The following is a 24,962-nucleotide window of genomic DNA, read 5'->3' as shown; positions in this document are numbered from 1 at the left end:
AGGACGATACAGATGAAATTAAGCTGCGTGTCTCATCTTTTGGAAAAGGTTCGAGCGGAAAATCCGCTTGTCCATAATATCACCAACCAAGTTGTGACGAACTTTACAGCGAATGGACTGCTTGCTTTAGGTGCTTCTCCAGTCATGGCAAATGCCAAAGAAGAAGTGGCAGAAATGGCGCAATTAGCGGATGCACTTGTGCTGAATATCGGCACACTAACAAAGGATACGGTGGAGGCGATGGTCATTGCTGGACAAGCGGCCAATGAAAAAGGTGTACCGGTTCTATTAGATCCTGTTGGTGTTGGTGCGACAACGTTTCGGACGAGTGCGGCGAAACAGCTGTTACAGCAAGTGGGCATCACTGTTGTCAGAGGGAATGCTGCTGAAATAGCTCATTTAATTGGAGTGAAAGGCTGGCAGTCAAAAGGGGTTGATGCAAAAGGGGCAAATGGAGATGTATCGTCTTTAGCAAAGCAGGCGGCAAAAGCCCTTCAAACCGTTGTGGCGATTACAGGGGAAGTGGATGTCGTGTCAGATGGAGAAGAGGTTCTGTCTATTCATAATGGACACGAATGGTTAACCAAGGTGACAGGGACTGGCTGTTTACTCACCTCTGTCATAGGGGCATTTTGTGCAACAGGGGAACGGCCCATTCATGCGTCGGCATCAGCTCTGCTGTTTTATGGTGTCGCTGCAGAAAAGGCAGCTCAGCAGACAGAAGAGAAAGGGCCAGGCACCTTTCAAATCGAATTGTTAAACGCGCTATCCAATACAAATGGTCAAGATGTGATCACGTTAGGGAAAATAGGGGGAGTTTTGCATGACGAAGGTTGATCAGCAGCTAATCAAACAGCAATTATCGGTTTATTTTATTATGGGAACAGCGAATACAAGCCGGCATCCGCTTGATGTGGTGAAAGAGGCCATTCAAGGCGGGATCACGATGTTTCAGTTTCGTGAAAAGGGTGAAGGTGCTCTGCAAGGTGAAGAAAAGAAAAAAATCGCTCAGCAGATTCAAGCACTTTGCCAAGAAGCGAATATTCCCTTTATCGTAAATGATGATGTACAACTTGCAATCGATCTTGATGCAGATGGTGTCCATGTTGGGCAGGAAGATACACTTGCACAAGATGTACGGCAAAGAATCGGGAATAAAATATTAGGCGTGTCCACGCACAATCTAGATGAAGTGAGGCAAGCGATGAAGGACGGGGCAGATTACGTTGGGATGGGTCCAGTCTATCCTACAGAAACAAAAAAGGATACACGCAGTGTCCAAGGTGTTTCTTTAATCAACGAAGTACGTCAACACGGTCTTCACATTCCTATTGTGGGCATCGGCGGTATCACATATGAAAATGCGGCACCAGTCATCCAAGCGGGAGCCGATGGCATTAGCATCATTAGCGCCATTAGCCAAAGCGCTGATCCGAAAAAAGCTGCGGAAGAACTAACATCTCTCGTCGAGTCAGAGAAAGCAGCTCTTTCATCTCTAAAAGACATGGATTGACTCATCCATGTCTTTTCTTATCTGCGTGAAAAATAGACAGTAGAGATACAATTGTGTACAATCTAATTGTTCGATTATTTTCGAAATGACAGGTAAATAAAGGAGAATGAATGATGGAAGTGCTCGATACGTATTTTCGCCGATATGATGAAGCGGGAAAAGGGCAAGAGCAAATGAACGAATTGCTGGCATTGTTTTCAGATGATGTCATGATTGTCTTAAATGGTGCTGAAAAGCCTGGCATCCAAGCGTTCACACAGTTTTTGAACACATTTTTCCACGTACATGAAGACATTAAGCATATGTGGGATGGCTGGGTGAAACGTGAAGATGGGAAGTATGAAACAAACTGGGCTGTTTGCGGAAAGTTAACAGACGGTCGTGTATATACAGCAGAAGGCATTGATATTGCGGAGCTGGATGATCAAGGAAAGATCGTTTATTTAGAAAACGTCCCGAAAAACCCAGAGTTATTCCAGCGATATTAAAAAGCCGGCAGAGCGGATATTATCCCCTCTAATTAGACAGTATGAGATAATAAGCAAGCATGAGACTTGCTTATTATTAGATTTATTTATCCGTAAATAGCTTATCAATCAAACTTATAGCAACAAAACAAAATGGAAATGCAATGAAAATGTACAGAACGTTTTTAGGTACAAACATATTGTAATAATAGAAAAATACACTCATAAATAAAATCATCACTGCATACTTGATTATCCTCTTCACAACAGTCCTCCTAATATATATCTACCCAACCATTATTAGTGCACTTATCCCTCTTATCTAACTGTTTAGCAATTTGAGTTCACACACTGGTAGCTTAGACTTCTTTTATTTGTCTAACGAATAAGCGTCAATCGCTTCTTTAGCAGATGTTTCTTGATCAAAAAGAAGATATCGGCTGTACACTTCGCTTAAATGCAGGGGACCTTCGTCTAAGTTTTCAACTAGCTCAAAGATATCTAGTACGGCTACTAGTTTTGTGGTTGTTTGTCCATGATCCCCATTTTCAAATGTCTCATCTGGAAAATGGTCTTTGACGATTTGTTTCACTTTTCGATTGTTTTTTGCTCTCACTAAAATGATTCGTTCCTCAAAGATTTTATCCGGTCTCACCTTTGGTGAGGAGCTAGATTCAAATAATAATTTTGCTGAGTACAATTTATGCATATGTTTCACTTCTTCCTTGTGGGGTGAATTTCCAGTATGTGTTTAAAATGATAACATAGGAATAACAAGAGAAGTCTATGGGGGTAATAGGGTTGAAAAGAATCATTGATAACAGAGGAGAAGTTCATGAAATTCTGCTGATCGTCATCACATGCTGTTCGTTGATCACGTTGAGGAAATGTGACAAGTTAGAAAGATATAAAGAGAGATTAAAAGGCCAATTTATCCCATATTGAGTACAGTTTTGAAATAGCAAGCACTGAAAAAGCCGGCAGAGCAGCCGGCTTTTTCTCATCAATCTGTATCCATATGCATACCTGTGTGTGCTTTTACCTGAATTTCTGTAAAGGTGTCTTCATCTGCTTTTTCAGAGGAGAAAATGGTGCCTAAGTAAGCCGCAAGGAATCCGAACGGGATCGAGATAATCCCAGGGTTCGATAGTGGGATAAGCGGCTCTCCTGTGAAAATGGCTGCCCCTGATGGGTCCCAGACGCTTGGGCTGAGTGACACGATCAGGAGTGCGCTCAGAAGGCCTGTTAAGCTTCCTGCGATAGCACCTGTTGAGTTAAATCGTTTCCAAAAGACAGTGAAGATAATCAACGGTAAATTCGCACTTGCTGCCACTGCGAAGGCAAGTGACACAAGAAAAGCGACGTTTAAAGATTGCGCAAATAATGCAAGAATGATGGAAAGGATGGCCACGCCGATAGAAGCAAAGCGTGCCGCCTTCACCTGTTCCCGTTCACTCGCTTTCCCTTTGCGGATAATCTGGCTATAAAAGTCATGAGCAAAGGCAGACGCGGCGGATAAAACGAGACCGGTGACCACTGCCAGTATAGTCGCAAAGGCAATAGCGGAAACAAAGGCAAATAATAAATCTCCCCCCAGTGCCTGTGCAAGCAGTGGCGCTGCCATGTTTCCTGCTGCATCGGCTGCCGTAATTGCATCTGTTCCGACAAAAGCAGCGGCACCGAAGCCGAGGAAAACCGTCATTAAATAAAAAATCCCGATGATCCACGTAGCAGATAGAACAGATTTACGCGCCGAAATGGCATCCTTTACCGTATAAAAACGGATCAAAATATGCGGCAAACCTGCTGTTCCTAGCACAAGGGCAAGGTTCAGAGACAGGGTCTCTAAAGGCACATCATATTTATTTCCCGGGTGAAGAAATGCCCCACCAAGCGGGGTCGCTGTTTTCATCTGCTCAAACATCTTCAGCAGGCTAAAATCAAACTTGGCAAACACAAGCAGCGAAATAATCAGCGTGCCCAGCATGAGAAGCACAGCTTTCGTGATCTGTACCCAGCTGGTTGCGATCATGCCGCCAAACACGACATAAATGGTCATCAAGACACCTACGATCAGCACCGCAATCCAGTAATCAATGCCAAGAAGCAGTTTGATTAATGCACCTGCCCCAACAAGCTGTGCAATCATATAAAAAGTGGAAACCGTGATGGTGTTAAAAGCAGCCACGCCTCGAATAGCAGGGCGTTTGAATCGTGCAGCAATCATATCAGCCATCGTATATTTTCCTAGATTTCGAAGCGGTTCAGCCACGACATAAAGGACGACAAGATACGCTACAAGAAAACCAATACTATAGAAAAAGCCGTCAAATCCATTTAAGGCGATCATGCCGGCGATCCCTAAAAATGAAGCAGCAGACATATAGTCCCCGGCGATGGCAAGGCCGTTCTGAAATCCAGTCAGTCCGCCGCCTGCGGTGTAAAAATCACTCGCATTGCTTGTTTTTTTCGCAGCAAAATACGTGATGACCAATGTGAGCCCTACGATCGCTATGAATAAAATAAAAGCGGTCATGCTCATTCGTCATCACCTCTTGATTCAATTTTTAAAGCGCTTACATATTTGTCGAACTGAGCTGCTTTTTTTGCATAAAGCCCACATAAAACCCATGTCATCACAAATTGCGTGAGGGCAAATAACCAAGCCCACGTGATCGCTCCAATTGCTGGCGTGTTCAAAAAGGTGAAGTAGGATGTAGCAACCGGAAGTGAAAAGTAAAAGAGAAAAAAGAAAATCGTCATCGGTACGATAAATCTGCGTTTTTCCTCAAGAAGTTTTCGAAAATCCTTTGAAGCGGCAACCTTCTTATAATGAACGTTTTTGTCTGCCATTGTTTCCTCCTTTGTACGAATTAGGGACAAGGTACTCCAATGCATATGAGACGATCTGGTTGTTTATGACAGTATATCATAAAAAAGGCACCCGAAAAGGGTGCTTTCTATCGATAATTTGCAAGAAATGTTTGTCTTGCTTTTTCATATGCTTCTGCATCAAAATGATCTCCGCATTTGTGAATACACCAGGGCTCCACTTGCCTTGCAATCCCAACCTCATATCCTTGCTGTGCAAACTCAAAAGATTGTGACACATCATAAAAATGAAAGCCGTCTAAAAGATCCTCACGCCACTTGATATCATATTGTGTTGCCATAAAAAGACCGTCAATAGCAGAAGCTTTGATATAACCTTGGGGCTCTGTCTGTGGATGACCAGATTCAAACGTCAGTAGCTGATAGGTGTCGTGCCGATATTCAATGACTTTCCCTCTGCAATCATGGCTCTCCCACCAGATTCCATTGTCTGGCACACTTTCTGCACCTATTACCCCAAGCATGCCAAGTGACGGATTTTGCAAGAAAAGTGGGATCAGCTCGAGAAGCATATGCTGTTTGACGATGAGTGTATCTTGATGAAGATAAATTTTAAACTGTGCAGGATGAGTGAGAGCTTCATTGTATCCAGAGGCCATACTTGATGCATGTCTAATGGGCAAAACCTCTACATGATACCCGTGCGGAGCAGGAAGTGAAGCGAGCTGCCGGAAGCAAGCTTGAAACATCGACTCATCATTTACACATAAAACAAATAAGATGGTGGGGCTACTCATTGAGTTGAACCGCCTCAACCACGTATTGATAGGCTGTCGCTGCCTCGTTAAAATCAAAACGGATGCCATGTTTTACGAGTAATTCATGTAGATCATTCATGACGCCCGTATAGGAAGGGTGTTGTACACGAATGGTTTCAAGCTCACGAACATGAAACCCGGCTGACTGAAAGAGGGCATGAATTTCGTGAAGGGTAAAGAAGCGTAAATGTGTTTGATCCATTAATCCTGCATCTGTATAAGAAAATCTCCCAGCCAGTAATTCTAAAACCGTTGAAATATGACCAATATTCGGAATGGAAGACAAGATGACCCCTTCCTTTTTCAGAAAAGGTTTGACCTTTTTTAAAACGGCCCAAGGGTCCAATAAATGTTCAAGAACATCTCCGAAAATGATGCAGTCAAATTGTTCATGCTGATAAGGCAGCGCCATCTGTTCAATATTGCCGCATAAAACATGATCCAGCGCTTTCTCAGCCTGCTTTGCTGCATCTTCAAAAGATTCAATTCCATATATGGTACGGTCTTGTTGTTTTAAGACTTTTCCAAGCTGGCCTGTGCCGCATCCGATATCCAAGATAGACGTCCATTCCTTGCGAATACGATGGACAATCACAGGGTTCACACCGTGATAATATTGATCCTTCTTTTGATGATAATAAGATAGGGAATCTGAACTCACGCGCCACCCACCTTTCTTCTTTCTTGTGTCTTATGCTTAATATATGGGTGGGGAGCTTGGTTTTATAACGAAAATGGGCAATTTTCATGAATGACAGCTAAAAAGGGGTCATATAAAGAACAGGGAACGGACTGTCCTCCTAAAAATAGAAAGACAGAACCCCATTGAGTGGAAGGGATTGGTATGATGAGGTGTTCAATTATTGTAGCGTATCGTCATGAAAGGATGTTTAAAAGGTCAATTGACAGGTTAGAACTTTAGCCAAAGCAATCTGAAAGACAAAGGATAACGGCGTTGATTACGGTTTGTTTATCATCTTCTGATCACCGTTGGATGTTAAAAAAGCTTGTATTTCCTCGATGCCTAGTCCAATTTTTTTCGCTTCTTGAATCAAATAAACCCACTCTTCGTCAACTCTTCTTTTCACTTGCGTATCCATAATATCCTCCAGTTCAATAAGACATATTCATCTGCAACCAATGACTTGAACAAACCGTCTAGTAACTGTACGTGTATGTGAATGGAGTACAAAAATAGATTTTTGTCGAAAAATGATGACATTTAACCTATTTTGTAAAATCTATCACCTACCACGTCCCTAAAAAAATGACTAAAAAACCCATAAATATTGAATTCTTACTTCTCATAATAAACAATTGTAAAGTCAGTTAAAAGATTATAAATTAAAATAATGATAAAGACCTAAATCATTTGACTCATATAAACCCATAAGGTTGACATATGCCATCAGCGAGAACAAATTTCATCTTTACAGGACGCACATATTGTTCGTTTGGGAAGTTCTTCTTAAGATGGTATTCTAAAAGAAACAGAATTCACCAAGAAGGAATGAAGAAAGACATGTATAGCCTTTTTCAAAAGTATCAAGAAGTTGTCATGTATCTGATCATGGGTGTGTGTACAACCATTGTCAACATAGTCAGCTTCTATTTATTCGTTGAGATGTTTTCTATGGATTACAAAACAGCAACGGTTGTTTCATGGGTATTTGCTGTGCTCTTTGCTTATATCACCAATAAGAAGTATGTCTTCAAGCAAAAGGCTCGTGACACAAAAAGCCTGATGCGTGAGCTTTCTTCATTTTTTAGTGTCCGTCTCATGTCTCTAGGTGTAGATCTGGGGTTGATGATTTTATTTGTGAGCCAAATGGCGCTCAACGAAACCGTCGCAAAAATTCTTGTTAACTTTGTGATTGTCGTGGTCAATTATGTCGCCAGTAAATGGTTCGTCTTCAAGAAAACAAAAGAAGATGCGATTTAACACATGAAAAAGATAGGTGATGTGAAATGAGCAGCAGGCCAGACGAATTATATGATGCCATATATCAACAAACAGAAAAGCAGCATGAACAAGTGTTGAGGCTAGTCAAGGAAATGACCGCACATCCAGAAGCATTTTCTGAGCAAGAAAAGGAAAAGATCAACCGAATGGACATTGCGCTTCAAACAGCAACGGACATTTTAGAAAATTTAATGACCCCTGATACGCAAATGACCATTGTTTTAAGACAAGGGAGAATTCGTGTTGACCTGACGAAAGCGTAAAAGAAGCAGCCAATTGAAAAGCGGCTGCTTTTTATTATGCATCGCTTGTTTCCCGGAGTTGCTTTGGAGACATGCCGATTTTCTTTCGAAAGACTTTATTCAAGTAATTCGCGTTTCGGTAGCCGCACTGTATGGCGATTTCTTCAATCGAGTATTTCGTTGTTTTCAGTAACGTTTCCGCCTTTTCTAAACGAATATTGGTTAAATAATGAATCGGTGTGAAGCCAGTGGCCTTTTTGAATTCCCTCGTAAAATGACTTTTGGATAAACGTGCCGCAGCTGCCATATCGTCAGGCCCAATCTCCTCGTGAAAATGGTGGCTTGCAAATAAGGCCGCTTGGACGATGGGCTCAGGCCATTTCTCCATTTGTCCCTCAAGCTTTGGCAAATATGAATACAGTTCCATGACAAATTGATAAGCAAGGCTAGACCCCTCAAATGGATTGGTAATCCGTCTTTCACTGGCTTCATCATAAATCTTCTTTAGCAGGCGGATCGGTTTGGAATTCGGATGAAAACGCATGACCTGCTTTCCTTGATCGATAAATTGATCAAAGCAAAGGTCACAGGCTTCCCCATAAAGTGTTAAATAGAGAAATTCCCAATGTTCACTGTCTTCTGGAAAATAGTATTGATAAGCACTGGGGCTTTTCACCAGAAAGGCCTGTCCAGGCAATACTTTGAATCGTTTCTGTCCGATTTCAATCATGCCGTGTCCAGACAGTGTGAGCTGAAAGATGCACTTGCCCTGATCCTTCCGCTCTACGCCATTCCAGCTGTATAACGAAGATGATTGAACTTCCCAGCCAACAGACCAGATTTGGGCCGGCAATGTCACATCAGAATGGTGAAAACGAAATGCAAATGCTTCCTTCTTCAAATTGGAAACCCTCCTTCACAGCAAAAAACAACCTTTTTCTATTTTGAATCATGTTACACCTCATATCACATCGTACCATTCACAGCAAAAAAAGGGTATTTTTTAACGATTTTTTTACCATTGAACTTCAGCTGACGGGGCAACTAAAATAAGATTATCAGAAGAGAAAAGGGGAATGGATATGATCGACACATTACGAGCAGCATTTTACCAGCAATTTGGAGATCAGGATGAACTCCGCTATTTTTTCGCCCCAGGCAGAGTCAATCTGATTGGTGAACACACAGATTATAATGGGGGCCATGTCTTTCCATGTGCACTCACCCTTGGTACATATGCTGCGGGAGCAAGACGATCAGATGGACGCGTCAGAATGTATTCCTTGAATTTTGAAGAAGAAGGTGTGAAAGAGTTCGACCTTTTTGAAATCGCTTTCTCAGAATCAGACGGCTGGGCGAATTATCCGAAGGGAGTATTCCAACAGTTTATCGAAGCAGGCATGGATGTGAAAGAAGGCTTTGATATTGTATATGCCGGCAATATCCCAAATGGCGCAGGCCTGTCATCCTCTGCCTCTATTGAGCTCGTCACGGCTGTCTTGATCAATGAATGGTCGTCATTCGGCGTAACGCAAATCGACCTAGCCCTTCTTGCGCAGCGTGCTGAAAATGAGTTTATTGGCGTGAACTGCGGCATTATGGATCAATTTTCAATTAGTCTTGGAAAAGAAGGTCACGCTATTTTGCTCAATTGTGACACACTTTCCTTTGAATACAGCCCATTTCGGCAAGAGGGTCTGGCACTTGTCATTGCCAATACAAATAAAAAACGAACACTTGCAGATTCCAAATACAATGAACGCCGTTCAGAATGTCAATCGGCTTTAAACGATCTTAGAAAAGAACGAGATATTGCGCATTTATGTGAGCTCACGGTGGATGAATTCGCTACGCATGAACATTTGATACAAGATGAAACGTGTAGAAGACGTGCAAGACATGCCATCACGGAAAACGAGAGGACCATGAAAGCAGTAAATTTTCTGAAAGATGATAAAATGGAAGAACTAGGTGCACTCATGAAGGCATCTCACCTTTCTTTAAAGAATGATTATGAAGTCACTGGGCATGAGCTAGATGCACTGGCCGAAGCCGCATGGCAACATCCAGGGGCGATTGGTTCCCGTATGACAGGTGCTGGCTTTGGGGGCTGTACCGTCAGCATTGTGAAAGAAGAGCTACTGGACTCATTTATAGAAGAAACAGGTGCGATTTATCAAGAAAAAACAGGCATTCAAGCCTCTTTTTACACAGCTGGAATTGGAGGCGGCGCTAGAGAATTAACGAAGGAGGAATTTTGATGGCAATTTTAGTATGTGGGGGAGCAGGTTTTATTGGCAGTCATGCGGTAGCGGCTCTTTTGGCTAAAGGAGAACAAGTGGTGATTGTGGATAATTTGCAGACAGGTCATAAAGAGGCAGTCGTAAAGGGTGCCGTATTAGAAGAGGGAGATTTAAGGGATCATGCTTTTTTAAGACGGGTTTTTCAAACGCATGACATAGAAGCGGTCATGCACTTTGCGGCAGATTCACTTGTTGGAGAAAGTGTAACAGACCCGCTGAAGTACTATGACAACAATGTCGGAGGGGCAACGGCTTTACTTCAGGTGATGAATGAATTTGATGTGAAACGCATTGTATTCTCTTCAACTGCTGCGACATATGGTGAACCAAAGCGTGTACCGATCGTTGAAACGGATGAGACGAACCCAACGAATCCTTATGGGGAAACAAAGCTCGCGATTGAAAAAATGCTGAAGTGGTCTGAGCAGGCATATGGTATCGAATACGTTGTGCTTCGCTATTTTAATGTAGCCGGTGCTCATACAGAAGGGATTGTCGGTGAAGATCATCAGCCAGAAACGCATTTAATCCCAATTATTCTGCAAGTGGCATTAGGAAAACGTGATCAAATCATGATTTACGGTGATGATTATGAAACAGAGGATGGCACATGTATTAGAGACTACATTCATGTCATGGATTTAGTAGAGGCGCACATTCTGGCGGTTGAGCGTCTGCGTGAAGGAAAAGGAAGCGCGACGTACAACTTAGGGAACGGCACAGGCTTCTCTGTGAAGCAGGTCGTAGAAGCCGCAAGAGAAGTGACAGGTCATGCCATTCCAGCACAGGTGGCAGAAAGACGTGCGGGTGATCCAGCTAAGCTGATTGCTTCATCAGAAAAAGCGCTGAAAGAACTAGGATGGAAGCCGCAATATGCAGATCTCCACACCATCATTCAAAGTGCATGGGATTGGTTTCAGAAACATCCAGATGGCTATCAAAGTGAGTAACGTGTAGCAGGCAGGGGAGGAGACAAAGGGAATGGCGATTGATATTTTTGAAAAGCTAGAACAGCTGATTCAATATGGGGTTAATAAAGAGCTGATCTCACCACTAGATATGGATTATACAAGGAACCGGCTGCTAGAGGTGCTTGGTCTCGATGATGCTGAGGCAAGAACAGTCTCAGGAGACAGCGACCTTGAAGACATCTTAATGCCAATGCTCGATTGGGCAGTTGAAACAGGTCTTATTCCTGACGGGACAGATACGTATCGTGATTTATTAGATGCCAAAATCATGGGCTGCTTGGTGGCGCCTCCGAGTGTCATCTATGCGAAGTTTGAAGAGAAACGCAAGCATTACGGACCAAAGGCAGCGACAAGCTGGTTTTATGAAATGCAGCAGCATGCCCACTATATTCATACAGGCAGAATCGCCAAAAATGTGCAGTGGTTTACACCGACAGAAGATGGTGAGCTTGAGATCACGATTAATCTATCGAAACCGGAAAAGGACCCAAAAGCGATCGCTGAAGCCAAAAAGCTTAGTCAAAAGCAATATCCTCTTTGTCTCCTTTGTAAAGAAAACGTTGGGTTTGGGGGACGCATCAATCACCCAGCAAGACAGAATCACCGGATTATTCCGGTGACACTTACAAATGAGTCGTGGTTTATGCAATTCTCGCCGTATGTGTATTACAACGAACATTGTATTGTGTTCAAGGGCGAGCATGAACCAATGCAGATATCTAAAAAGACCTTCGAGCGTCTGCTTTCCTTCATATCGATATATCCGCACTATTTCATAGGATCAAATGCTGATCTTCCCATTGTTGGAGGCAGCATATTAAGTCATGACCATTTTCAAGGTGGTGCTCATGAATTTCCGATGGCGAAAGCAGAGATGGAAGAAGTGTTTTCTCTCGAAAAGTTTCCGAGGGTGAAGGCAGGTATTGTGAAATGGCCGATGTCAGTGATCAGGCTTCAAAGCAGCGACCAGCAGACACTTGCGAAGGCAGCGGATTTTATATTAAATGAGTGGAAAATGTATTCAGATCCAGAAGCGGGGCTGTTCTCTCATACAGGAGAGACCCCGCACAATACCATTACACCAATCGCACGCCGTCATGGGGATGAGTACGAATTAGATCTCGTGCTACGAAATAATCGTACAGACAAGCAGCACCCAGGCGGAATCTTCCACCCGCACAAAGAAGTTCATCATATTAAAAAAGAGAATATCGGATTAATCGAAGTCATGGGTCTCGCCGTCCTTCCTGGAAGATTAGCAGAGGAATTAAGCCAGCTAAAAGCGGCGCTGCTATCCAAAAACCCTCTTGAAGAAATCAAAGCCTGTCCGCCTATCATGAAGCACGAGTCATGGGCAGAGCGTCTGATCGAAGAGAATACCTTTACGAAGGACAACGTAGAAACCATTTTACAAAAAGAAATCGGCCTCATTTTTTCTCGTATACTCGCGCAGGCGGGTGTGTTTAAAAGAACAGAGCAAGGGAAAACAGCATTTAAACGTTTCGTTCAAACACTCCATACAGGCAGGTGATGAGTTGATGATTGAACAGGTAAGAACTTTAATGGAAGAAAAACAACTCGATGGTGTTCTGATTCAAAAGCGTAATAACTTTTCTTGGCTTACAGGAGGAAGAAGAAACCACATTGTGTTAAACACGCCAGAGGGCGTTTGTCAGCTACTTGTGTTGAAAGACGACATTGTTCTAGTTGTGAATCAAATGGAAGAAAAACGAATCATTGAAGAAGAAATGGCGTATTTTGACCATCCCTTTCAAGTCGTCACAATGGATTGGTTTGAGGATGAGACTCCTTACATTCAAACACTCATAAAAGACAAACGAATCGGTGCGGATATTCACATGGAAGGAGTGGAATGGATCGAACCCGATTTGTCTCGTGTTCGATCAATCCTTTCAGCACCACAGCTCAGCCAATACGAAACCCTTTGTCATGACACAGCTGTTATTGTAGAAAGTGTCTGTCAAGAAATCGTTCCAGGACAGACGGAGCATGAAATTGCTTCGCTTGTTGCTCAAAGAGCGATCGGGCAGGGGATGACGATAGAAGTGCTACTCGTGGCGACAGATGACCGGATTCATCAATATCGCCACCCGATCCCAACAGAAAAAGCACTTCAAAAGCATGCACTGGTTGTCCTTTGTGCTGAACGGCATGGACTCGTGGCAAATGTCACAAGATCCGTTTACTTTGGACAGCTACCAAAGGAGCTTGAAGAAAACAAGGAAAGGCTTGCGCGAATTGACACGGTCATGAATGCAGCCACTCGTCCAGGGAACACCATTGGAGATGTATTGAAGGCAGGCATTGCTCAATATGAAAAAGAAGGATTTCCTGATAGCTGGAAAAAGCTTCACCAAGGAGGGAGGACTGGATTTGTGTCTAGAGAGATCATTGCAGTTCCTTCATCCGTGGAAGAGATCCAGCTTCATCAAGTATTCACTTGGAATCCTTCCTTACCAGGATTGAAATCAGAGGATACGATGGTCGTAGAGAAAGAGGGGAATCGCTTTTTAACCTATACAGGCAAGTGGACGTATATAGACATAGAACATGAAGGAAGCATCTATAGGCGACCAGACATTTTGGTGAGAGATGAATAAATGAGAAACCGGCGATGAGCCGGTTTTTTGCTGGAAGTCTTTAGTGAGTTTCCACTCATTTATCACCATTACCAATCATTACAGCGCATAGGCGAGCGATCGATACTTTCTTTTCTTGTCGACTTGCGTTAAAATGAGTAAGGTTTTTGTTAAATATGGGGATACCTATTTCGGAATTGTTTACCTAGATAAAATTTCATAAAGTTAAATTGAAATTTGACCAAACTTTTTTATTGTGGTAAACCTAAATTTGACAAAGTTCTTGATTGTATGTCCTTTGCCTTCAACTCTCAACTTTTCAAAATCCTAGAAATTTATTGTGTGTGCAATAATATATATTTATGTCGAATTTATGACATTTTAATAGAAATCTGTTGAAAAATAAATGAACTTTTGAAAAAAGGGAAGCTAACTCCAACAGATTTTGATAGCATTACAAAGGGAAGAAAAGTTTTCGAAGGCAGATGGCTTTTCACAATTATTCAGCAATTTATACATTATTTAAGGAAGGATGGTGATCTTCTTGTTCAGAGCCATTAAACCTATGCTTTTATTAGCGATGCTCGTGAGTGTTTTTGTATTAGGAGGTTGCAGCAATATCGCTGTTTTAGATCCTAAAGGACCAGTCGCAGCACAACAAAAAGACTTAATCCTTTTATCTATTGGATTCATGCTCTTTATCGTTGGTGCGGTATTTGTACTGTTTACCATCATTTTGGTTAAATACCGTGAGCGTAAGGACGTTGGAAACGCCTCTTATAACCCAGAACTACACGGGAATACGCTTCTAGAAGTTGTCTGGACAGTGATCCCAATATTAATCGTTGCTGCCCTTTCAGTTCCAACTGTAAAAACCATTTACTCTTTGGAAGAGGCGCCTCAAGCAACAAGTCATAAAGATCCACTTGTCGTTTATGCTACAGCAGTTGATTGGAAATGGATCTTCAGCTATCCAGAGGAAAATATTGAAACAGTGAACTACTTAAACATTCCAAAAGATCAGCCGGTTTTATTTAAAATCACTTCTGCTGATACAATGGCATCACTATGGATTCCTCAGCTAGGCGGGGAGAAGTATGCGATGGCTGGAATGGAAATGGAACAATATCTTCAAGCTGATGAAGTAGGCACATATGAAGGAAGAAACGCCAACTTCACAGGCGAAGGCTTTGCTCAGCAAAAATTCAAAGTCAATGCGATGACGCAGTCTGACTATGATAAATGGGTAAATAAAACGAAAAAAGAAGCACCAAAGTTAACGAAGAAAACGTATGACTACTTGATGCTTCCTGATGCTGCAGATGTGCAGACATTCTCATCAACACATTTATCTTTTGCGAAGCACGGAGAGGATTCTGAATATGCACTCCAAGCACGCAAACGTTTAGGTTACCAATCAGTTTCTCCGCATTCCAAGACAGATCCTTTCGAGAATGTGAAGAACTATAAAAGAAAACTAGAAAACGAATAAACTGACTAAGGAAAGGAGGAGGCCGTTATGCATTTAAAATGGGATGAGTTTTTTGTAACTGGAGACCCATTAATTCTTGGTGCGCAAATTTCTATCGCTCTTACTTCTATTGCCATTGTGTTTGTTTTAACCTACTTCAAAAAGTGGAAATGGCTCTGGAAAGAATGGCTGACATCAGTTGATCATAAAAAGCTTGGAATCATGTATATCCTTGCTGCTGTGATTATGTTCTTCCGCGGTGGGGTAGACGGACTGATGATGCGCGCGCAGCTGGCGCTTCCTAATAATACGTTTTTAGATTCAAACCACTATAATGAAATTTTCACAACGCATGGTACGATCATGATTTTATTCATGGCGATGCCATTCTTAATTGGTTTAATCAACGTCGTGGTTCCTCTTCAAATTGGTGCACGTGACGTTGCATTCCCGTATTTGAACAACTTGAGCTTCTGGACATTTATGGTCGGAGCAATGCTGTTCAACATTTCCTTCGTTATTGGAGGATCACCAAGTGCAGGCTGGACGAGTTACATGCCGCTCGCCGGAAATGATTTCTCACCAGGACCTGGACAGAACTACTACTTGCTCGGGCTCCAAATTGCAGGTATTGGTACACTAATGACAGGTATTAACTTCATGGTGACCATCTTAAAAATGCGTACCAAAGGTATGACGCTTATGCGTATGCCGATGTTTACATGGACAACATTGATCACGTCTGTCATTATCGTTTTCGCATTCCCTGTTTTAACAGTTGCTTTAGCACTTATGACATTCGATCGTTTATTCGGTTCAGCATTCTTTACACTCGAAGCGGGCGGTATGCCAATGCTTTGGGCGAACCTTTTCTGGATTTGGGGACATCCTGAGGTATATATCGTTATCCTGCCGGCTTTCGGTATTTTCTCAGAAATCTTTGCGACGTTCTCAAGAAAGCAGTTGTTTGGTTACAAAGCGATGGTTGTATCGATTGTGGCAATCTCTGTTCTTAGTTTCCTTGTGTGGGTTCACCACTTCTTTACAATGGGGAACAGTGCAGCGGTTAACTCATTCTTCTCGATTACAACAATGGCGATTTCTGTACCAACAGGTGTGAAAATCTTTAACTGGCTCTTTACAATGTATCGAGGCCGTATCAGTTTTACATCCCCAATGCTTTGGGCACTTGGTTTCATCCCGAACTTCGTAATCGGTGGTGTGACTGGGGTTATGCTTGCGATGGCAGCTGCGGATTACCAGTACCATAACACGTACTTCTTAGTATCCCACTTCCACTATGTATTAATCGCAGGTACTGTATTTGCTTGTTTTGCAGGTCTTGTTTTCTGGTATCCGAAAATGTTTGGTTACAAGTTAAACGAACGAATCGGCAAATGGTTCTTCTGGGTATTCATGATCGGATTTAACATCTGTTTCTTCCCGCAGTACTTCTTAGGACTGCAAGGAATGCCAAGACGTATTTATACGTATGGACCAGAAGATGGCTGGACTGCACTAAACTTTATTTCAACAATTGGTGCATTCATGATGGGTATCGGATTCATCATCCTTTGCTATAACATTTACTACAGCTGGAGACACGCGAAACGTGAAGTGTCTGGAGACAGCTGGGGAGAAGGACGTACGCTTGACTGGGCGACATCTTCTGCAATTCCGCCGCATTATAACTTTGCAGCACTTCCAGAAGTGACGTCACCAGATGCATTCCATCATTGGAAGCAAAACAATGTAGACGTTCATCCTGAAAAAGAATTCAAGAAAATTCACATGCCGCACAATTCAGGCAGACCGCTTATCATGTCTGCATTCTTCGGACTTGGTGCATTCGGTCTTGTATTTGAATGGTACTGGATTGGCGTTATCGGCTTAATCGGTGTATTCGCAACAATGATTTTACGTTCATTTGAATATGACGATGGCTACTATATTCCTGTTGAAGAAGTGATTGAAACAGAGAAAAAGAATAAGGAGGCGCAGAAGTAATGGGACATAATGATAGCAGCTATGCAAATGCACCGCTTGAATATCAGTCTGAAACAGGACGTTTAAACATCCTTGGTTTCTGGATATTCCTTGGCGCGGAAATCGTGTTATTCTCAACACTTTTTGCGACCTACTTTGTTCTTCATGGCAGAACAGCTGGCGGCGTTTTGCCAGCTGAGCTATTTGATATGAAGCTTGTATTGATCATGACATTCCTGCTATTGGTGAGTTCATTTACATGCGGGATTGCCGTTCATGAAATGCGCCGTGGAAGTACAAAAGGGGTTGTCATTTGGACGATCCTCACACTGCTTCTAGGTGCAGGCTTCGTTGGGTTTGAGATTTACGAGTTCTTCCATTATGTACATGAGGGTGCGAGCATTCATACAAGTGCATACTGGTCTGCATTCTTTGTTCTTTTAGGAACTCACGGATTACACGTATCCATCGGTATCTTCTGGATTACCGGGGTCTTGTTCCAAATTAAAAAACGTGGATTAACTCCACAAACAGCAGCGAAGATCTTTATCTCAAGTCTATATTGGCATTTCCTTGATGTTGTATGGATTTTCATCTTCACAGCTGTGTACTTGATCGGATTAGGGGGGCTTTTGTGATATGGCTGGAAAAACACATTCCTCAGCAGAGCACGAACACTTCCCTTGGAAACACGTAGTTGGCTTCATTCTCTCCATTGTGCTAACCATCTTAGCATTCTGGATTGCCATCGGAGCTGAAATTGGCAGTTCCGCAAAACTATGGATTATCTTTGGTTTTGCCTTCATTCAAGCATTCTTGCAGCTGTTCATGTTCATGCACATGACAGAGAGTGAGAACGGGACTGTTCAAGTCGGAAATACTTTGTTTGGTCTGTTCTGTGCGATCATTTTCGTCATCGGGTCTGTTTGGATCTTCGCGGCTCACTACAGCCACGGAGAGAACAGCAAAGACGGTTATTCACCATCTGCGCCAAAGCAGTCTGAGCATTCAGAGAAATAATAAAAAACCACTCATCTTTCATAGATGAGTGGTTTTTATGCTGATTGTGATAACGCTTCCAATTGATGATGCGAAATCTATCTGCTGCTGAATCTTTTGCGAATGAATGGAAGTCCATAGATGAGGAAAGCTGCAATGTGAGCCAGAATCACGTTAATGGCAAAGAATGCGATCATGAAGGTATGTCCTGCTGGAGATAAACTGCTTGTCATGTAAAGACCGAAGAAAATCCACATAATCATGATGGGTGGAATAGATGCTAATGCAATCTTTCTGTTTTCCAACCATAAAAACAGGGGTGTAGCTGTTGCAATACATAGGTACGCAAAGAACATATCCATCGTATCCAACTCCTTTGTAAGTTGATGTTCAATTCAAATGAGAGGTCAGGATGCAATTGTGTCTGTTTTTAGGAGATATTGTGAACATTTTGTTACAAATATTATACCACAATTGACTTTGAAGTAAACTCAATAATTGGAAAATGGGCCTTATTCCGCAGAAATTGTTTTTTTCTTATACCTCAGTTAAGCTTATGCTGGCAAGATGTTCACCTTTCATATCGCCACATAAGTCATTGAATTTTCCCCTTAAAATCTGTAAAATAATCTTTTTAAAGGACTTATGATCGGTTGTCATGATAGAGTAGAAAGGAATTTTTTCCTATTGTTAGGATGAAAAGTATTTCATTTTTTGAAATTAGAATGGAACCTTTCAGGTGTCACTTCCGTCATATTTAAGGTGAGTTGCTTTTGTGAAAATTTCAATCTAATATAAATAAGGGCTTTTATGTTTTGTAATAAGGGTGGTTAGTTCATGAACAAGCAGAATACATCTCCTTACTATCAAGGAGATTTGATTTTTATATTTTTAGCCTTCTTTGCCATCAGTGTCATCGCTATTTATGCTGCGGGACAGTTTGGGCAATATGGATCTAATGCATGGACCAGACAGATCATTTACTACATGGTCGGGGTCATCTGTATTGTGGCTATTAATTACTTCGATCTGGAACAATTAGAAAAGTTGAGCTTATATATTTTTATAGGCGGCATTATGCTCTTAATTCTTTTAAAAATTGCTCCTGCACAAATTGCAGGTCATGATTTTGCTCCAATTAAAAATGGTGCAAAAAGTTGGTTTGTGTTACCGGGAATTGGAACATTTCAGCCTTCAGAGTTCATGAAAATTGGTTTGATTATGATGCTCGCCTCTGTTATTGGGAAGGCAACCCCAAGAGGAAAACGAACATTAGAAGATGATATTTTCCTACTATTAAAAATTGCCGGCGTGGCTGCTGTACCAGTCGGACTCATCTTTTTGCAAGATGCAGGTACGGCTGCGGTATGTATGTTTATTGTCGTTGTCATGGTCTTTTTATCAGGGGTCAACTGGAAATTGATCTCTCTCATCGGTTCAGTGGTTGTGCTCTTAGTTGCCGCTGTGTTAGCCGTGATTATTCTATTCCCTGATTTCGCACAAAAGATCGGGATTCAGCAGTATCAGATCAACCGGATTACCGCTTGGCTGCCTGATAGTTCTTCGACAGCCAACCAAGCCCAGACACAGGATGCGTCTGGATCGGATAAATATCAAGTCGAGCAAGCCATTATGGCAATTGGGGCAGGACAAATTTTCGGGAACGGTGTTAAAAACTTAAAAGTTTATGTTCCAGAAGCACAGACAGATATGATTTTCTCTATCATAGGGGAAGCCTTTGGTTTTGTCGGCTGCGCATTTGTGGTGATCATGTTCTTCTTCCTGATTTACAGGCTTGTTGTGTTGATTGACCGTATCCATCCTTATAGCCGGTTTGCGTCATTTTTCTGTGTAGGATATACAGCATTGATTGTCATCCATACATTCCAGAACATTGGCATGAACATAGGCGTCATGCCTGTAACGGGGATACCACTCTTATTCATCAGCTTCGGGGGAAGCTCTGTTTTATCAGTTCTGATTGGATTTGGTATCGCCTATAATGCAAGTGTTCAATTAACGAAATATCAAAGTTATTTATTTAAATAAAACGGGTAAAGGGCAGTCTAAGCGTAGGCTGCCTTTTTGGTGTGAGTTCTAACTTTTGAAAAGCAATATTCATTTGTCTTATGATAGTAGGAGTGAAGGAGGTCTTCGAATTGAATAAAACGATAGAAACCATCTTAAATCATCGGTCCATCCGTTCGTTTACAGATGAGCGTCTGACAGACGAAGAAGTGCTGACACTTATCAAAAGTGCACAGGCTGCTTCGACATCAAGCTATGTACAGGCGTATAGTATCATTGGTGTAACAGATCAGGAGAAGAAGGCGAAGCTTGCTGAACTGGCTGGAAATCAGCCATACGTTGAGAAGAATGGGCATTTTTTTGTTTTCTGTGCAGACTTGAAACGCCACGACTATATCGCAAAAAAAGCAGGGAAAAACCATCAAGAAGCGCTTGAGAATACTGAAGCCTTTCTGATCAGTGTGATTGATGCGGCGCTCGCTGCGCAAAATGTCAGTGTCGCCGCAGAATCTATGGGACTTGGCATCTGCTATATCGGCGGACTGCGTAATCAGCTGAAGGAAGTATCAGAATTACTTGAAACGCCTTCCTATGTGCTGCCGCTATTCGGCCTGGCCATAGGACATCCTGCCAATTCATCATCTCAAAAGGAACGGTTGCCCGTTGAGCTGATCTATCATGAAAACACATATCAGCAAGACGAAGCTCATGTGGATCGTTATTTAAAAGAATACGATGATCGTATTTCATCATATTATGAAGAACGAACAAACGGTGAGAGAAAAGATACATGGTCTGAGCAAATGCTTCGAGGCTTTAGCCAGCCAAAACGTGCTTTCCTCGGAGATTTTGTGAAAGAGAAGGGCTTTAATCGAAAATAAATCAGGAAATCCCCCTTTCAAGTGAGAGAGGGGGATTTCTGTAAGAGGTGCGACATCATGAAATTAAGTATACTGGATCAATCTCCATTGATTGGAGATGCGACGCCTGCTGAGGCGCTGAAGCAAACAGTCGAGCTGGCGAAGCAGGCAGAGAAATGGGGTTATCATCGATTTTGGGTATCAGAGCATCACTTTTCAAACCGGCTCGCAGGATCGAGTCCAGAGGTGCTTCTCGGTCATTTATCAGCTGTGACGTCACATATCCGTATTGGTTCAGGTGGCGTCATGCTGCCCCACTACAGTGCCTATAAAGTAGCAGAGAACTTCAGAGTGCTCGAAGCCTTGGCTCCGGGCAGAATTGATCTTGGCATTGGACGTGCTCCTGGAGGTATGCCGATCTCCTCCATTGCCCTTCATCATGGAGAACGGAAGCGACTTGGTGATCAATACCCTGAGCAGGTAGAAGAATTAAGGGTGTATTTACATGATTTAGCCGATGAATTTTATCCGCTGCCTCACCTGACCGCTTCTCCGAAAGTAGATACTGCCCCAGAGGTATGGATGTTAGGTTCCTCTGGAGGAAGTGCACGGCTTGCCGCAAAAGCAGGTGCAGGCTATACGTTTGCTCTTTTCATTAATGGAGAAGGCGGAGAAGACTCTGTGTCGCAGTATATCAACCGATTTGAACCTTCAGAATTTGGTGGTGAGCCGCGTGTCAGTCTTGCGGTCTTCGTTTTATGTGCAGAAACAGAGGAACAGGCAGAAAAATTGGCTGTTAGCTTAGATTTATCATTATTAGCTAACGAACAAGGACAGAACCTTGGCGGCTTTCCTTCATTTGAACAGGCAAAGGACTATTCCTACAGTCCATATGAACAAAAACGAGTAGCAGCCAATCGACAGAGAATGGTTGTTGGCACGCCAGCCTCTGTGAAGCAGCAGCTGACAGAACTCGCAAAGGCGTATCGTACAGATGAAGTGATCGCTGTGACCATCACACATCACATGCAAGACCGTCTCACATCGTATCGTTTATTAAAAGAAGCTTTTGACGCATAACTTATGTGAATTTACCGTCTGCGCAGCCAATAAAAGGGATAGAGGAGCATCATGGTGAGAATAAAGGCAGCTGTCACCGCCAAGCTAAGCGGATAAATGCAGGTGGTATAGACAGTCAGTTCACATGCTTGATGAAAAGGACGAGGCTGTTTTGCATGTAAAAAGGTAAAAAAATAAACCAAGGTGATCGTGAGAAAAAAAGCCGTCATAAAAGAAACGATCCATAGCCATATCAACATGAATTTCTCTTTCCTCCATATATGATAGAAAAGCCTTGTTGAGCTGATGGGCTCATACAAGGCTTTTTATGTGATTCTTGTTTATTCAGGATAAATATCGAATGGTTCTTTTGTTTGAACCGTATCTGATTTGCCTTTCAGGCTTGCATACGCAAGCATTGTATACTCACCTGCTTCTAACTTCTGTCCTTTATTGATCGTGCCATTCCATTTCACACGATGCTCTCCTTTATCAACATGTTGATAAACTCCTGCTTCACCTAAGTACTCTCCATCTGTCGAGTAGACGAGGAATGCAAGGTTTTCAGCACCGCCTGGGAGATAGCTGCTAATAACATAGCTTCCAGCACGGTTATCCGGCTCTACGGAAACCGAAGTGACGCGCGGGTAATCAGGCTCTTTTACAATCAATAAAGTAGGGATTTCAGTGACCTTTCTGCCATTTTCGCGAATGGTGATACTGCCTTGGTACGTTCCTTTTTTCGTTTTCCCATAATTCACTTGTACTGCGGAAGTAAAGGACCCTGTGGAATTCCCTTTTACTGTGATTTTTTTCGTGCCGTTTGTGCTAATGCCGTTGCCATCGAACTTGTAATCAATGGTATAGGTTTTCGGTGCTTTTGACAGGTTTTCTACCTTGAACTTCTTCGTTTTGATTTGAACGCCCTTTTCTTTTAAGAAAGTGCCGTACGAATAGCTTGCATCAGACACAATAGAAGATGCTTGAAGTGATTCGATGATTCGAACGCTGCCTGTGCCCTGCGTATTGTGAGGGAACGGGCTGCCATTTGGATCATACAATGTTTCTGCTGTATTCATCATCAGCGCTTTAATTTGCTCTGTAGAATACGATGGTTTTGCTTGTTTAATAATCGCTGCTACTCCGGCTACATGAGGAGATGCCATGCTTGTTCCTTGCTTCGATCCATAGCCGTATGGCTGAGAAGGATCGTGTGTCGGAATGGTGCTGACAATACTCACGCCAGGTGCTGAAAGATCTGGTTTGATCATCCACGTATCGACAACAGGTCCGCGAGATGAGAAGTCAGCGACTTGTTCACTTAACTCTTTCACAAATTGAATCGAGAAAGTTGTTGTATTGTTACCAGCCTCAATGGCTTTAACAAGTGCTGTTCCTTCCGCTTTTGACAGCTTAATCGTCGGAAGTGCTAGACCTGGTACATCCACAGGGATTTCTCCATCGGTATTGTTGTACATGACAACGCCGATCGCACCAGCAGCTTTCGCATTGTCCACTTTATCAACAAAGGCAATGGCTCCACGTTCAATCACTGCCACCTTTCCTTTGACATCGATGTTTTCAAAATCTTTTTCGTCACCGATGCCTGCTTGGACGAGTGTGACTTGTTTTTGGTCAAGTGCTTTTAAATCATTTTCTTGATAGTAGCCCATCACTTTTGCTGTTGAATAGTTCGGGAATTTCACGTTGTATAAACTGTACGGAAGCTGAGTGGCTCCGACAGAAATAGCATCTCTTGATGTCCCAGGAGATCCAACGGTCCAGCTGTTTGGCCCACTGTTTCCGTTTGATGTCACAGCAACAACCCCTTCAGACATGGCCCAATCCAGTGCGATGCTTGTTGCATAATCAGGGTTATTCACACTGTTCCCAAGAGAAAGGTTCATGACATCGGCTCCGTCAGTGACAGCCCGGTCGATGCCTGCAAGGACATTTTCAGTTGTTCCTGATCCGCCTGGTCCAAGGACACGGTAGGCGAGAAGGGTAGCGTCTTTAGCGACACCTTTAATTTGTCCATTTGCCGCAATTGTTCCTGCGACGTGTGTACCATGATCTGTCGATTCGCCTCTAGGATCTCCTTTTGGTGTTTCTTGTGGAGAATAGTCATTATCAACAAAGTCATAGCCTTTGTATAATCCGAAGTTTCCTTTTAAATCAGGGTGGGTATAGTCTACTCCAGTATCAATGACAGCGACTTTTACCCCTTTTCCAGAGTAGCCGGCATCCCATGCTTTTGGGGCACCGATAAATGGAGCACTTTTATCCATGAGTGGAGAGACATCCTCATTAGGAAGCTGGACGCTTTTCTTTTTCACTTCATCTGTTTGATATGTAACATCCGGATAAACGGCTTTTACTCCGTCAACTGCGAGCAGTTTCGGGATTTCGTTTGCAGGAAGTTTCATAGAGAAACCAGAGAAGACTTTTTCATATTCTTGACGAACACTCGCTTTATCTAACTTTTTGAGTGCTGCATTCTTTACTTTCGTTCGAGATTTTTTGAGGGAGGCTTTTGTTTGTGCTTCGCCTTCTTGCTTGGCTTCAACTAAGGATTTTTCCTTTAATTCAACAATGACAGTGGTGTGTTTTCTAGACTTAACATTGATTTCGCCGAAGATTTCTGCTTTTTCCAGTTCCACCTGTTTGTTCGATGGAGCGGCAGCAGCCTGACCTGAAAAGAATGTGGATAAGGTAAAAATAGTGGAGAACAATAGAACAGAAGAACGAGAGATTACTTTTTTCAATTAATTTTCCCCTTTCTAGCTGTGTATTTAGGGAGATAGCCTTTCTTTTTGTGGATAAATAGGAAAGATTCACTGCCCGTTATTA

The 24,962-nt window shown here is 42.5% G+C and carries 26 protein-coding genes; 16 read left to right on the top strand and 10 right to left on the bottom strand.

Features of this window, described 5'->3' with window-relative positions:
* The first annotated feature begins 12 nt into the window (after window positions 1–12).
* The 3 genes from thiM to FBF75_RS08765 all read left to right on the top strand — a co-directional run bounded on the left by thiM (window position 13) and on the right by FBF75_RS08765 (window position 2,001).
* On the top strand, window positions 13–837 hold the full coding sequence (gene thiM, locus FBF75_RS08775; RefSeq protein WP_136944636.1) for a hydroxyethylthiazole kinase: 825 nt from the start codon (window positions 13–15) through the stop codon (window positions 835–837).
* Window positions 824–1,513 (top strand): thiamine phosphate synthase, encoded by a 690-nt coding sequence (thiE, locus tag FBF75_RS08770; RefSeq protein WP_025208193.1) that lies wholly within the window; start codon window positions 824–826, stop codon window positions 1,511–1,513. The genes thiM and thiE overlap by 14 nt, the downstream gene beginning before the upstream one ends.
* Before the next feature lie 113 nt (window positions 1,514–1,626).
* Window positions 1,627–2,001 carry a nuclear transport factor 2 family protein gene (locus FBF75_RS08765; protein WP_008345523.1) on the top strand — a complete coding sequence of 125 codons (375 nt, stop codon included), beginning with the start codon at window positions 1,627–1,629 and terminating at the stop codon, window positions 1,999–2,001.
* A gap of 349 nt (window positions 2,002–2,350) precedes the next feature.
* Here FBF75_RS08765 and FBF75_RS08760 read toward each other — a convergent pair whose 3' ends face one another.
* The 6 genes from FBF75_RS08760 to FBF75_RS08735 all read right to left on the bottom strand — a co-directional run bounded on the left by FBF75_RS08760 (window position 2,351) and on the right by FBF75_RS08735 (window position 6,730).
* Entirely contained in the window at window positions 2,351–2,689 is a 339-nt protein-coding gene (locus tag FBF75_RS08760; RefSeq protein ID WP_017360152.1) for a DUF4288 domain-containing protein, read from the bottom strand.
* A gap of 294 nt (window positions 2,690–2,983) precedes the next feature.
* Window positions 2,984–4,522, bottom strand: coding sequence for a solute symporter family protein (locus FBF75_RS08755; protein WP_136944635.1), 1,539 nt, complete (start codon window positions 4,520–4,522; stop codon window positions 2,984–2,986).
* Window positions 4,519–4,833 carry a DUF485 domain-containing protein gene (locus FBF75_RS08750; protein ID WP_017360149.1) on the bottom strand — a complete coding sequence of 105 codons (315 nt, stop codon included), beginning with the start codon at window positions 4,831–4,833 and terminating at the stop codon, window positions 4,519–4,521. The genes FBF75_RS08755 and FBF75_RS08750 overlap by 4 nt, the downstream gene beginning before the upstream one ends.
* Window positions 4,834–4,940: 107 nt before the next feature.
* Window positions 4,941–5,609 carry a glycosyltransferase family protein gene (locus tag FBF75_RS08745; protein ID WP_046526772.1) on the bottom strand — a complete coding sequence of 223 codons (669 nt, stop codon included), beginning with the start codon at window positions 5,607–5,609 and terminating at the stop codon, window positions 4,941–4,943.
* Window positions 5,602–6,291, bottom strand: a complete 690-nt coding sequence (locus tag FBF75_RS08740) for a class I SAM-dependent methyltransferase (RefSeq protein WP_017368290.1) — start codon at window positions 6,289–6,291, stop codon at window positions 5,602–5,604. Before FBF75_RS08740 ends, FBF75_RS08745 begins: the two co-directional genes overlap by 8 nt.
* Before the next feature lie 298 nt (window positions 6,292–6,589).
* Window positions 6,590–6,730 carry an anti-repressor SinI family protein gene (locus tag FBF75_RS08735; RefSeq protein WP_008345506.1) on the bottom strand — a complete coding sequence of 47 codons (141 nt, stop codon included), beginning with the start codon at window positions 6,728–6,730 and terminating at the stop codon, window positions 6,590–6,592.
* 458 nt (window positions 6,731–7,188) lie between these two features.
* Between FBF75_RS08735 and FBF75_RS08730 the strand changes: the two genes are divergently transcribed.
* Both FBF75_RS08730 and FBF75_RS08725 read left to right on the top strand, forming a co-directional pair.
* Window positions 7,189–7,572 (top strand): GtrA family protein, encoded by a 384-nt coding sequence (locus FBF75_RS08730; protein ID WP_024719496.1) that lies wholly within the window; start codon window positions 7,189–7,191, stop codon window positions 7,570–7,572.
* A gap of 26 nt (window positions 7,573–7,598) precedes the next feature.
* The gene (locus FBF75_RS08725) at window positions 7,599–7,856 is read left to right on the top strand and encodes a hypothetical protein (RefSeq protein WP_008345502.1); all 258 of its coding nucleotides are present in this window, start codon (window positions 7,599–7,601) and stop codon (window positions 7,854–7,856) included.
* A 34-nt stretch (window positions 7,857–7,890) separates the two neighbouring features.
* On the opposite strand, the gene FBF75_RS08720 is transcribed toward FBF75_RS08725, so the two are convergent.
* The gene (locus FBF75_RS08720; protein ID WP_007497828.1) at window positions 7,891–8,736 is read right to left on the bottom strand and encodes an AraC family transcriptional regulator; all 846 of its coding nucleotides are present in this window, start codon (window positions 8,734–8,736) and stop codon (window positions 7,891–7,893) included.
* Between the two features lie 181 nt (window positions 8,737–8,917).
* Between FBF75_RS08720 and FBF75_RS08715 the strand changes: the two genes are divergently transcribed.
* The 8 genes from FBF75_RS08715 to qoxD all read left to right on the top strand — a co-directional run bounded on the left by FBF75_RS08715 (window position 8,918) and on the right by qoxD (window position 18,186).
* Window positions 8,918–10,096 (top strand): galactokinase, encoded by a 1,179-nt coding sequence (locus FBF75_RS08715; RefSeq protein WP_377862794.1) that lies wholly within the window; start codon window positions 8,918–8,920, stop codon window positions 10,094–10,096.
* Window positions 10,096–11,088 carry a UDP-glucose 4-epimerase GalE gene (gene galE / locus FBF75_RS08710; protein ID WP_024719494.1) on the top strand — a complete coding sequence of 331 codons (993 nt, stop codon included), beginning with the start codon at window positions 10,096–10,098 and terminating at the stop codon, window positions 11,086–11,088. Before FBF75_RS08715 ends, galE begins: the two co-directional genes overlap by 1 nt.
* A gap of 31 nt (window positions 11,089–11,119) precedes the next feature.
* Window positions 11,120–12,640 (top strand): UDP-glucose--hexose-1-phosphate uridylyltransferase, encoded by a 1,521-nt coding sequence (gene galT / locus FBF75_RS08705; protein WP_060832747.1) that lies wholly within the window; start codon window positions 11,120–11,122, stop codon window positions 12,638–12,640.
* 7 nt (window positions 12,641–12,647) lie between these two features.
* Window positions 12,648–13,730: a M24 family metallopeptidase gene (locus tag FBF75_RS08700; protein ID WP_136944633.1), complete on the top strand. Its 1,083-nt coding sequence runs from the start codon at window positions 12,648–12,650 to the stop codon at window positions 13,728–13,730.
* Between the two features lie 514 nt (window positions 13,731–14,244).
* A complete protein-coding gene (gene qoxA / locus FBF75_RS08695; RefSeq protein ID WP_089374137.1) occupies window positions 14,245–15,201 on the top strand; it encodes a cytochrome aa3 quinol oxidase subunit II in 957 nt (318 codons plus the stop codon).
* 27 nt (window positions 15,202–15,228) lie between these two features.
* Window positions 15,229–17,187, top strand: a complete 1,959-nt coding sequence (qoxB, locus tag FBF75_RS08690) for a cytochrome aa3 quinol oxidase subunit I (RefSeq protein ID WP_008345496.1) — start codon at window positions 15,229–15,231, stop codon at window positions 17,185–17,187.
* Window positions 17,187–17,804, top strand: a complete 618-nt coding sequence (gene qoxC, locus FBF75_RS08685; RefSeq protein WP_099682291.1) for a cytochrome aa3 quinol oxidase subunit III — start codon at window positions 17,187–17,189, stop codon at window positions 17,802–17,804. Before qoxB ends, qoxC begins: the two co-directional genes overlap by 1 nt.
* A gap of 1 nt (window position 17,805) precedes the next feature.
* Window positions 17,806–18,186, top strand: coding sequence for a cytochrome aa3 quinol oxidase subunit IV (gene qoxD / locus FBF75_RS08680; protein ID WP_007497818.1), 381 nt, complete (start codon window positions 17,806–17,808; stop codon window positions 18,184–18,186).
* A gap of 77 nt (window positions 18,187–18,263) precedes the next feature.
* On the opposite strand, the gene FBF75_RS08675 is transcribed toward qoxD, so the two are convergent.
* Window positions 18,264–18,527 (bottom strand): spore morphogenesis/germination protein YwcE, encoded by a 264-nt coding sequence (locus FBF75_RS08675; protein WP_008345491.1) that lies wholly within the window; start codon window positions 18,525–18,527, stop codon window positions 18,264–18,266.
* Between the two features lie 475 nt (window positions 18,528–19,002).
* On the opposite strand from FBF75_RS08675, the gene FBF75_RS08670 reads away from it, so the two are divergent.
* The 3 genes from FBF75_RS08670 (at window position 19,003) to FBF75_RS08660 (ending at window position 22,133) form a co-directional block, all read left to right on the top strand.
* The gene (locus FBF75_RS08670) at window positions 19,003–20,214 is read left to right on the top strand and encodes an FtsW/RodA/SpoVE family cell cycle protein (RefSeq protein ID WP_008345489.1); all 1,212 of its coding nucleotides are present in this window, start codon (window positions 19,003–19,005) and stop codon (window positions 20,212–20,214) included.
* Between the two features lie 110 nt (window positions 20,215–20,324).
* A complete protein-coding gene (nfsA, locus tag FBF75_RS08665) occupies window positions 20,325–21,074 on the top strand; it encodes an oxygen-insensitive NADPH nitroreductase (protein WP_017360135.1) in 750 nt (249 codons plus the stop codon).
* 54 nt (window positions 21,075–21,128) lie between these two features.
* On the top strand, window positions 21,129–22,133 hold the full coding sequence (locus FBF75_RS08660) for an LLM class flavin-dependent oxidoreductase (protein ID WP_025208183.1): 1,005 nt from the start codon (window positions 21,129–21,131) through the stop codon (window positions 22,131–22,133).
* An 11-nt stretch (window positions 22,134–22,144) separates the two neighbouring features.
* Here FBF75_RS08660 and FBF75_RS08655 read toward each other — a convergent pair whose 3' ends face one another.
* Both FBF75_RS08655 and FBF75_RS08650 read right to left on the bottom strand, forming a co-directional pair.
* Complete coding sequence (locus FBF75_RS08655) at window positions 22,145–22,372, bottom strand: hypothetical protein (RefSeq protein WP_017360133.1); 228 nt, start codon at window positions 22,370–22,372, stop codon at window positions 22,145–22,147.
* 81 nt (window positions 22,373–22,453) lie between these two features.
* Window positions 22,454–24,877 carry a S8 family peptidase gene (locus FBF75_RS08650; protein WP_136944632.1) on the bottom strand — a complete coding sequence of 808 codons (2,424 nt, stop codon included), beginning with the start codon at window positions 24,875–24,877 and terminating at the stop codon, window positions 22,454–22,456.
* Window positions 24,878–24,962 lie beyond the last annotated feature (85 nt).

The organism is Bacillus sp. S2(2019) (genome assembly GCF_005144805.1).
In the GTDB taxonomy this organism is placed as follows: Bacteria; Bacillota; Bacilli; order Bacillales; family Bacillaceae; genus Bacillus; species Bacillus altitudinis.
Note: the sequence above shows the minus strand (reverse complement) of the source record. Positions and strands in the feature narration are given on the sequence as shown.

Bases quoted from the DNA above. Each gene is read 5' to 3' on its own strand.
- thiM (WP_136944636.1), top strand. From the start codon at position 13: ATGAAATTAAGCTGCGTGTCTCATCTTTTGGAAAAGGTTCGAGCGGAA.
- thiE (WP_025208193.1), top strand. From the start codon at position 824: ATGACGAAGGTTGATCAGCAGCTAATCAAACAGCAATTATCGGTTTAT.
- FBF75_RS08765 (WP_008345523.1), top strand. From the start codon at position 1,627: ATGGAAGTGCTCGATACGTATTTTCGCCGATATGATGAAGCGGGAAAA.
- FBF75_RS08760 (WP_017360152.1), bottom strand. From the start codon at position 2,689: ATGCATAAATTGTACTCAGCAAAATTATTATTTGAATCTAGCTCCTCA.
- FBF75_RS08755 (WP_136944635.1), bottom strand. From the start codon at position 4,522: ATGAGCATGACCGCTTTTATTTTATTCATAGCGATCGTAGGGCTCACA.
- FBF75_RS08750 (WP_017360149.1), bottom strand. From the start codon at position 4,833: ATGGCAGACAAAAACGTTCATTATAAGAAGGTTGCCGCTTCAAAGGAT.
- FBF75_RS08745 (WP_046526772.1), bottom strand. From the start codon at position 5,609: ATGAGTAGCCCCACCATCTTATTTGTTTTATGTGTAAATGATGAGTCG.
- FBF75_RS08735 (WP_008345506.1), bottom strand. From the start codon at position 6,730: ATGGATACGCAAGTGAAAAGAAGAGTTGACGAAGAGTGGGTTTATTTG.
- FBF75_RS08730 (WP_024719496.1), top strand. From the start codon at position 7,189: ATGTATCTGATCATGGGTGTGTGTACAACCATTGTCAACATAGTCAGC.
- FBF75_RS08725 (WP_008345502.1), top strand. From the start codon at position 7,599: ATGAGCAGCAGGCCAGACGAATTATATGATGCCATATATCAACAAACA.
- FBF75_RS08715 (WP_377862794.1), top strand. From the start codon at position 8,918: ATGATCGACACATTACGAGCAGCATTTTACCAGCAATTTGGAGATCAG.
- galE (WP_024719494.1), top strand. From the start codon at position 10,096: ATGGCAATTTTAGTATGTGGGGGAGCAGGTTTTATTGGCAGTCATGCG.
- galT (WP_060832747.1), top strand. From the start codon at position 11,120: ATGGCGATTGATATTTTTGAAAAGCTAGAACAGCTGATTCAATATGGG.
- FBF75_RS08700 (WP_136944633.1), top strand. From the start codon at position 12,648: ATGATTGAACAGGTAAGAACTTTAATGGAAGAAAAACAACTCGATGGT.
- qoxB (WP_008345496.1), top strand. From the start codon at position 15,229: ATGCATTTAAAATGGGATGAGTTTTTTGTAACTGGAGACCCATTAATT.
- qoxC (WP_099682291.1), top strand. From the start codon at position 17,187: ATGGGACATAATGATAGCAGCTATGCAAATGCACCGCTTGAATATCAG.
- qoxD (WP_007497818.1), top strand. From the start codon at position 17,806: ATGGCTGGAAAAACACATTCCTCAGCAGAGCACGAACACTTCCCTTGG.
- FBF75_RS08675 (WP_008345491.1), bottom strand. From the start codon at position 18,527: ATGGATATGTTCTTTGCGTACCTATGTATTGCAACAGCTACACCCCTG.
- FBF75_RS08670 (WP_008345489.1), top strand. From the start codon at position 19,003: ATGAACAAGCAGAATACATCTCCTTACTATCAAGGAGATTTGATTTTT.
- FBF75_RS08655 (WP_017360133.1), bottom strand. From the start codon at position 22,372: ATGTTGATATGGCTATGGATCGTTTCTTTTATGACGGCTTTTTTTCTC.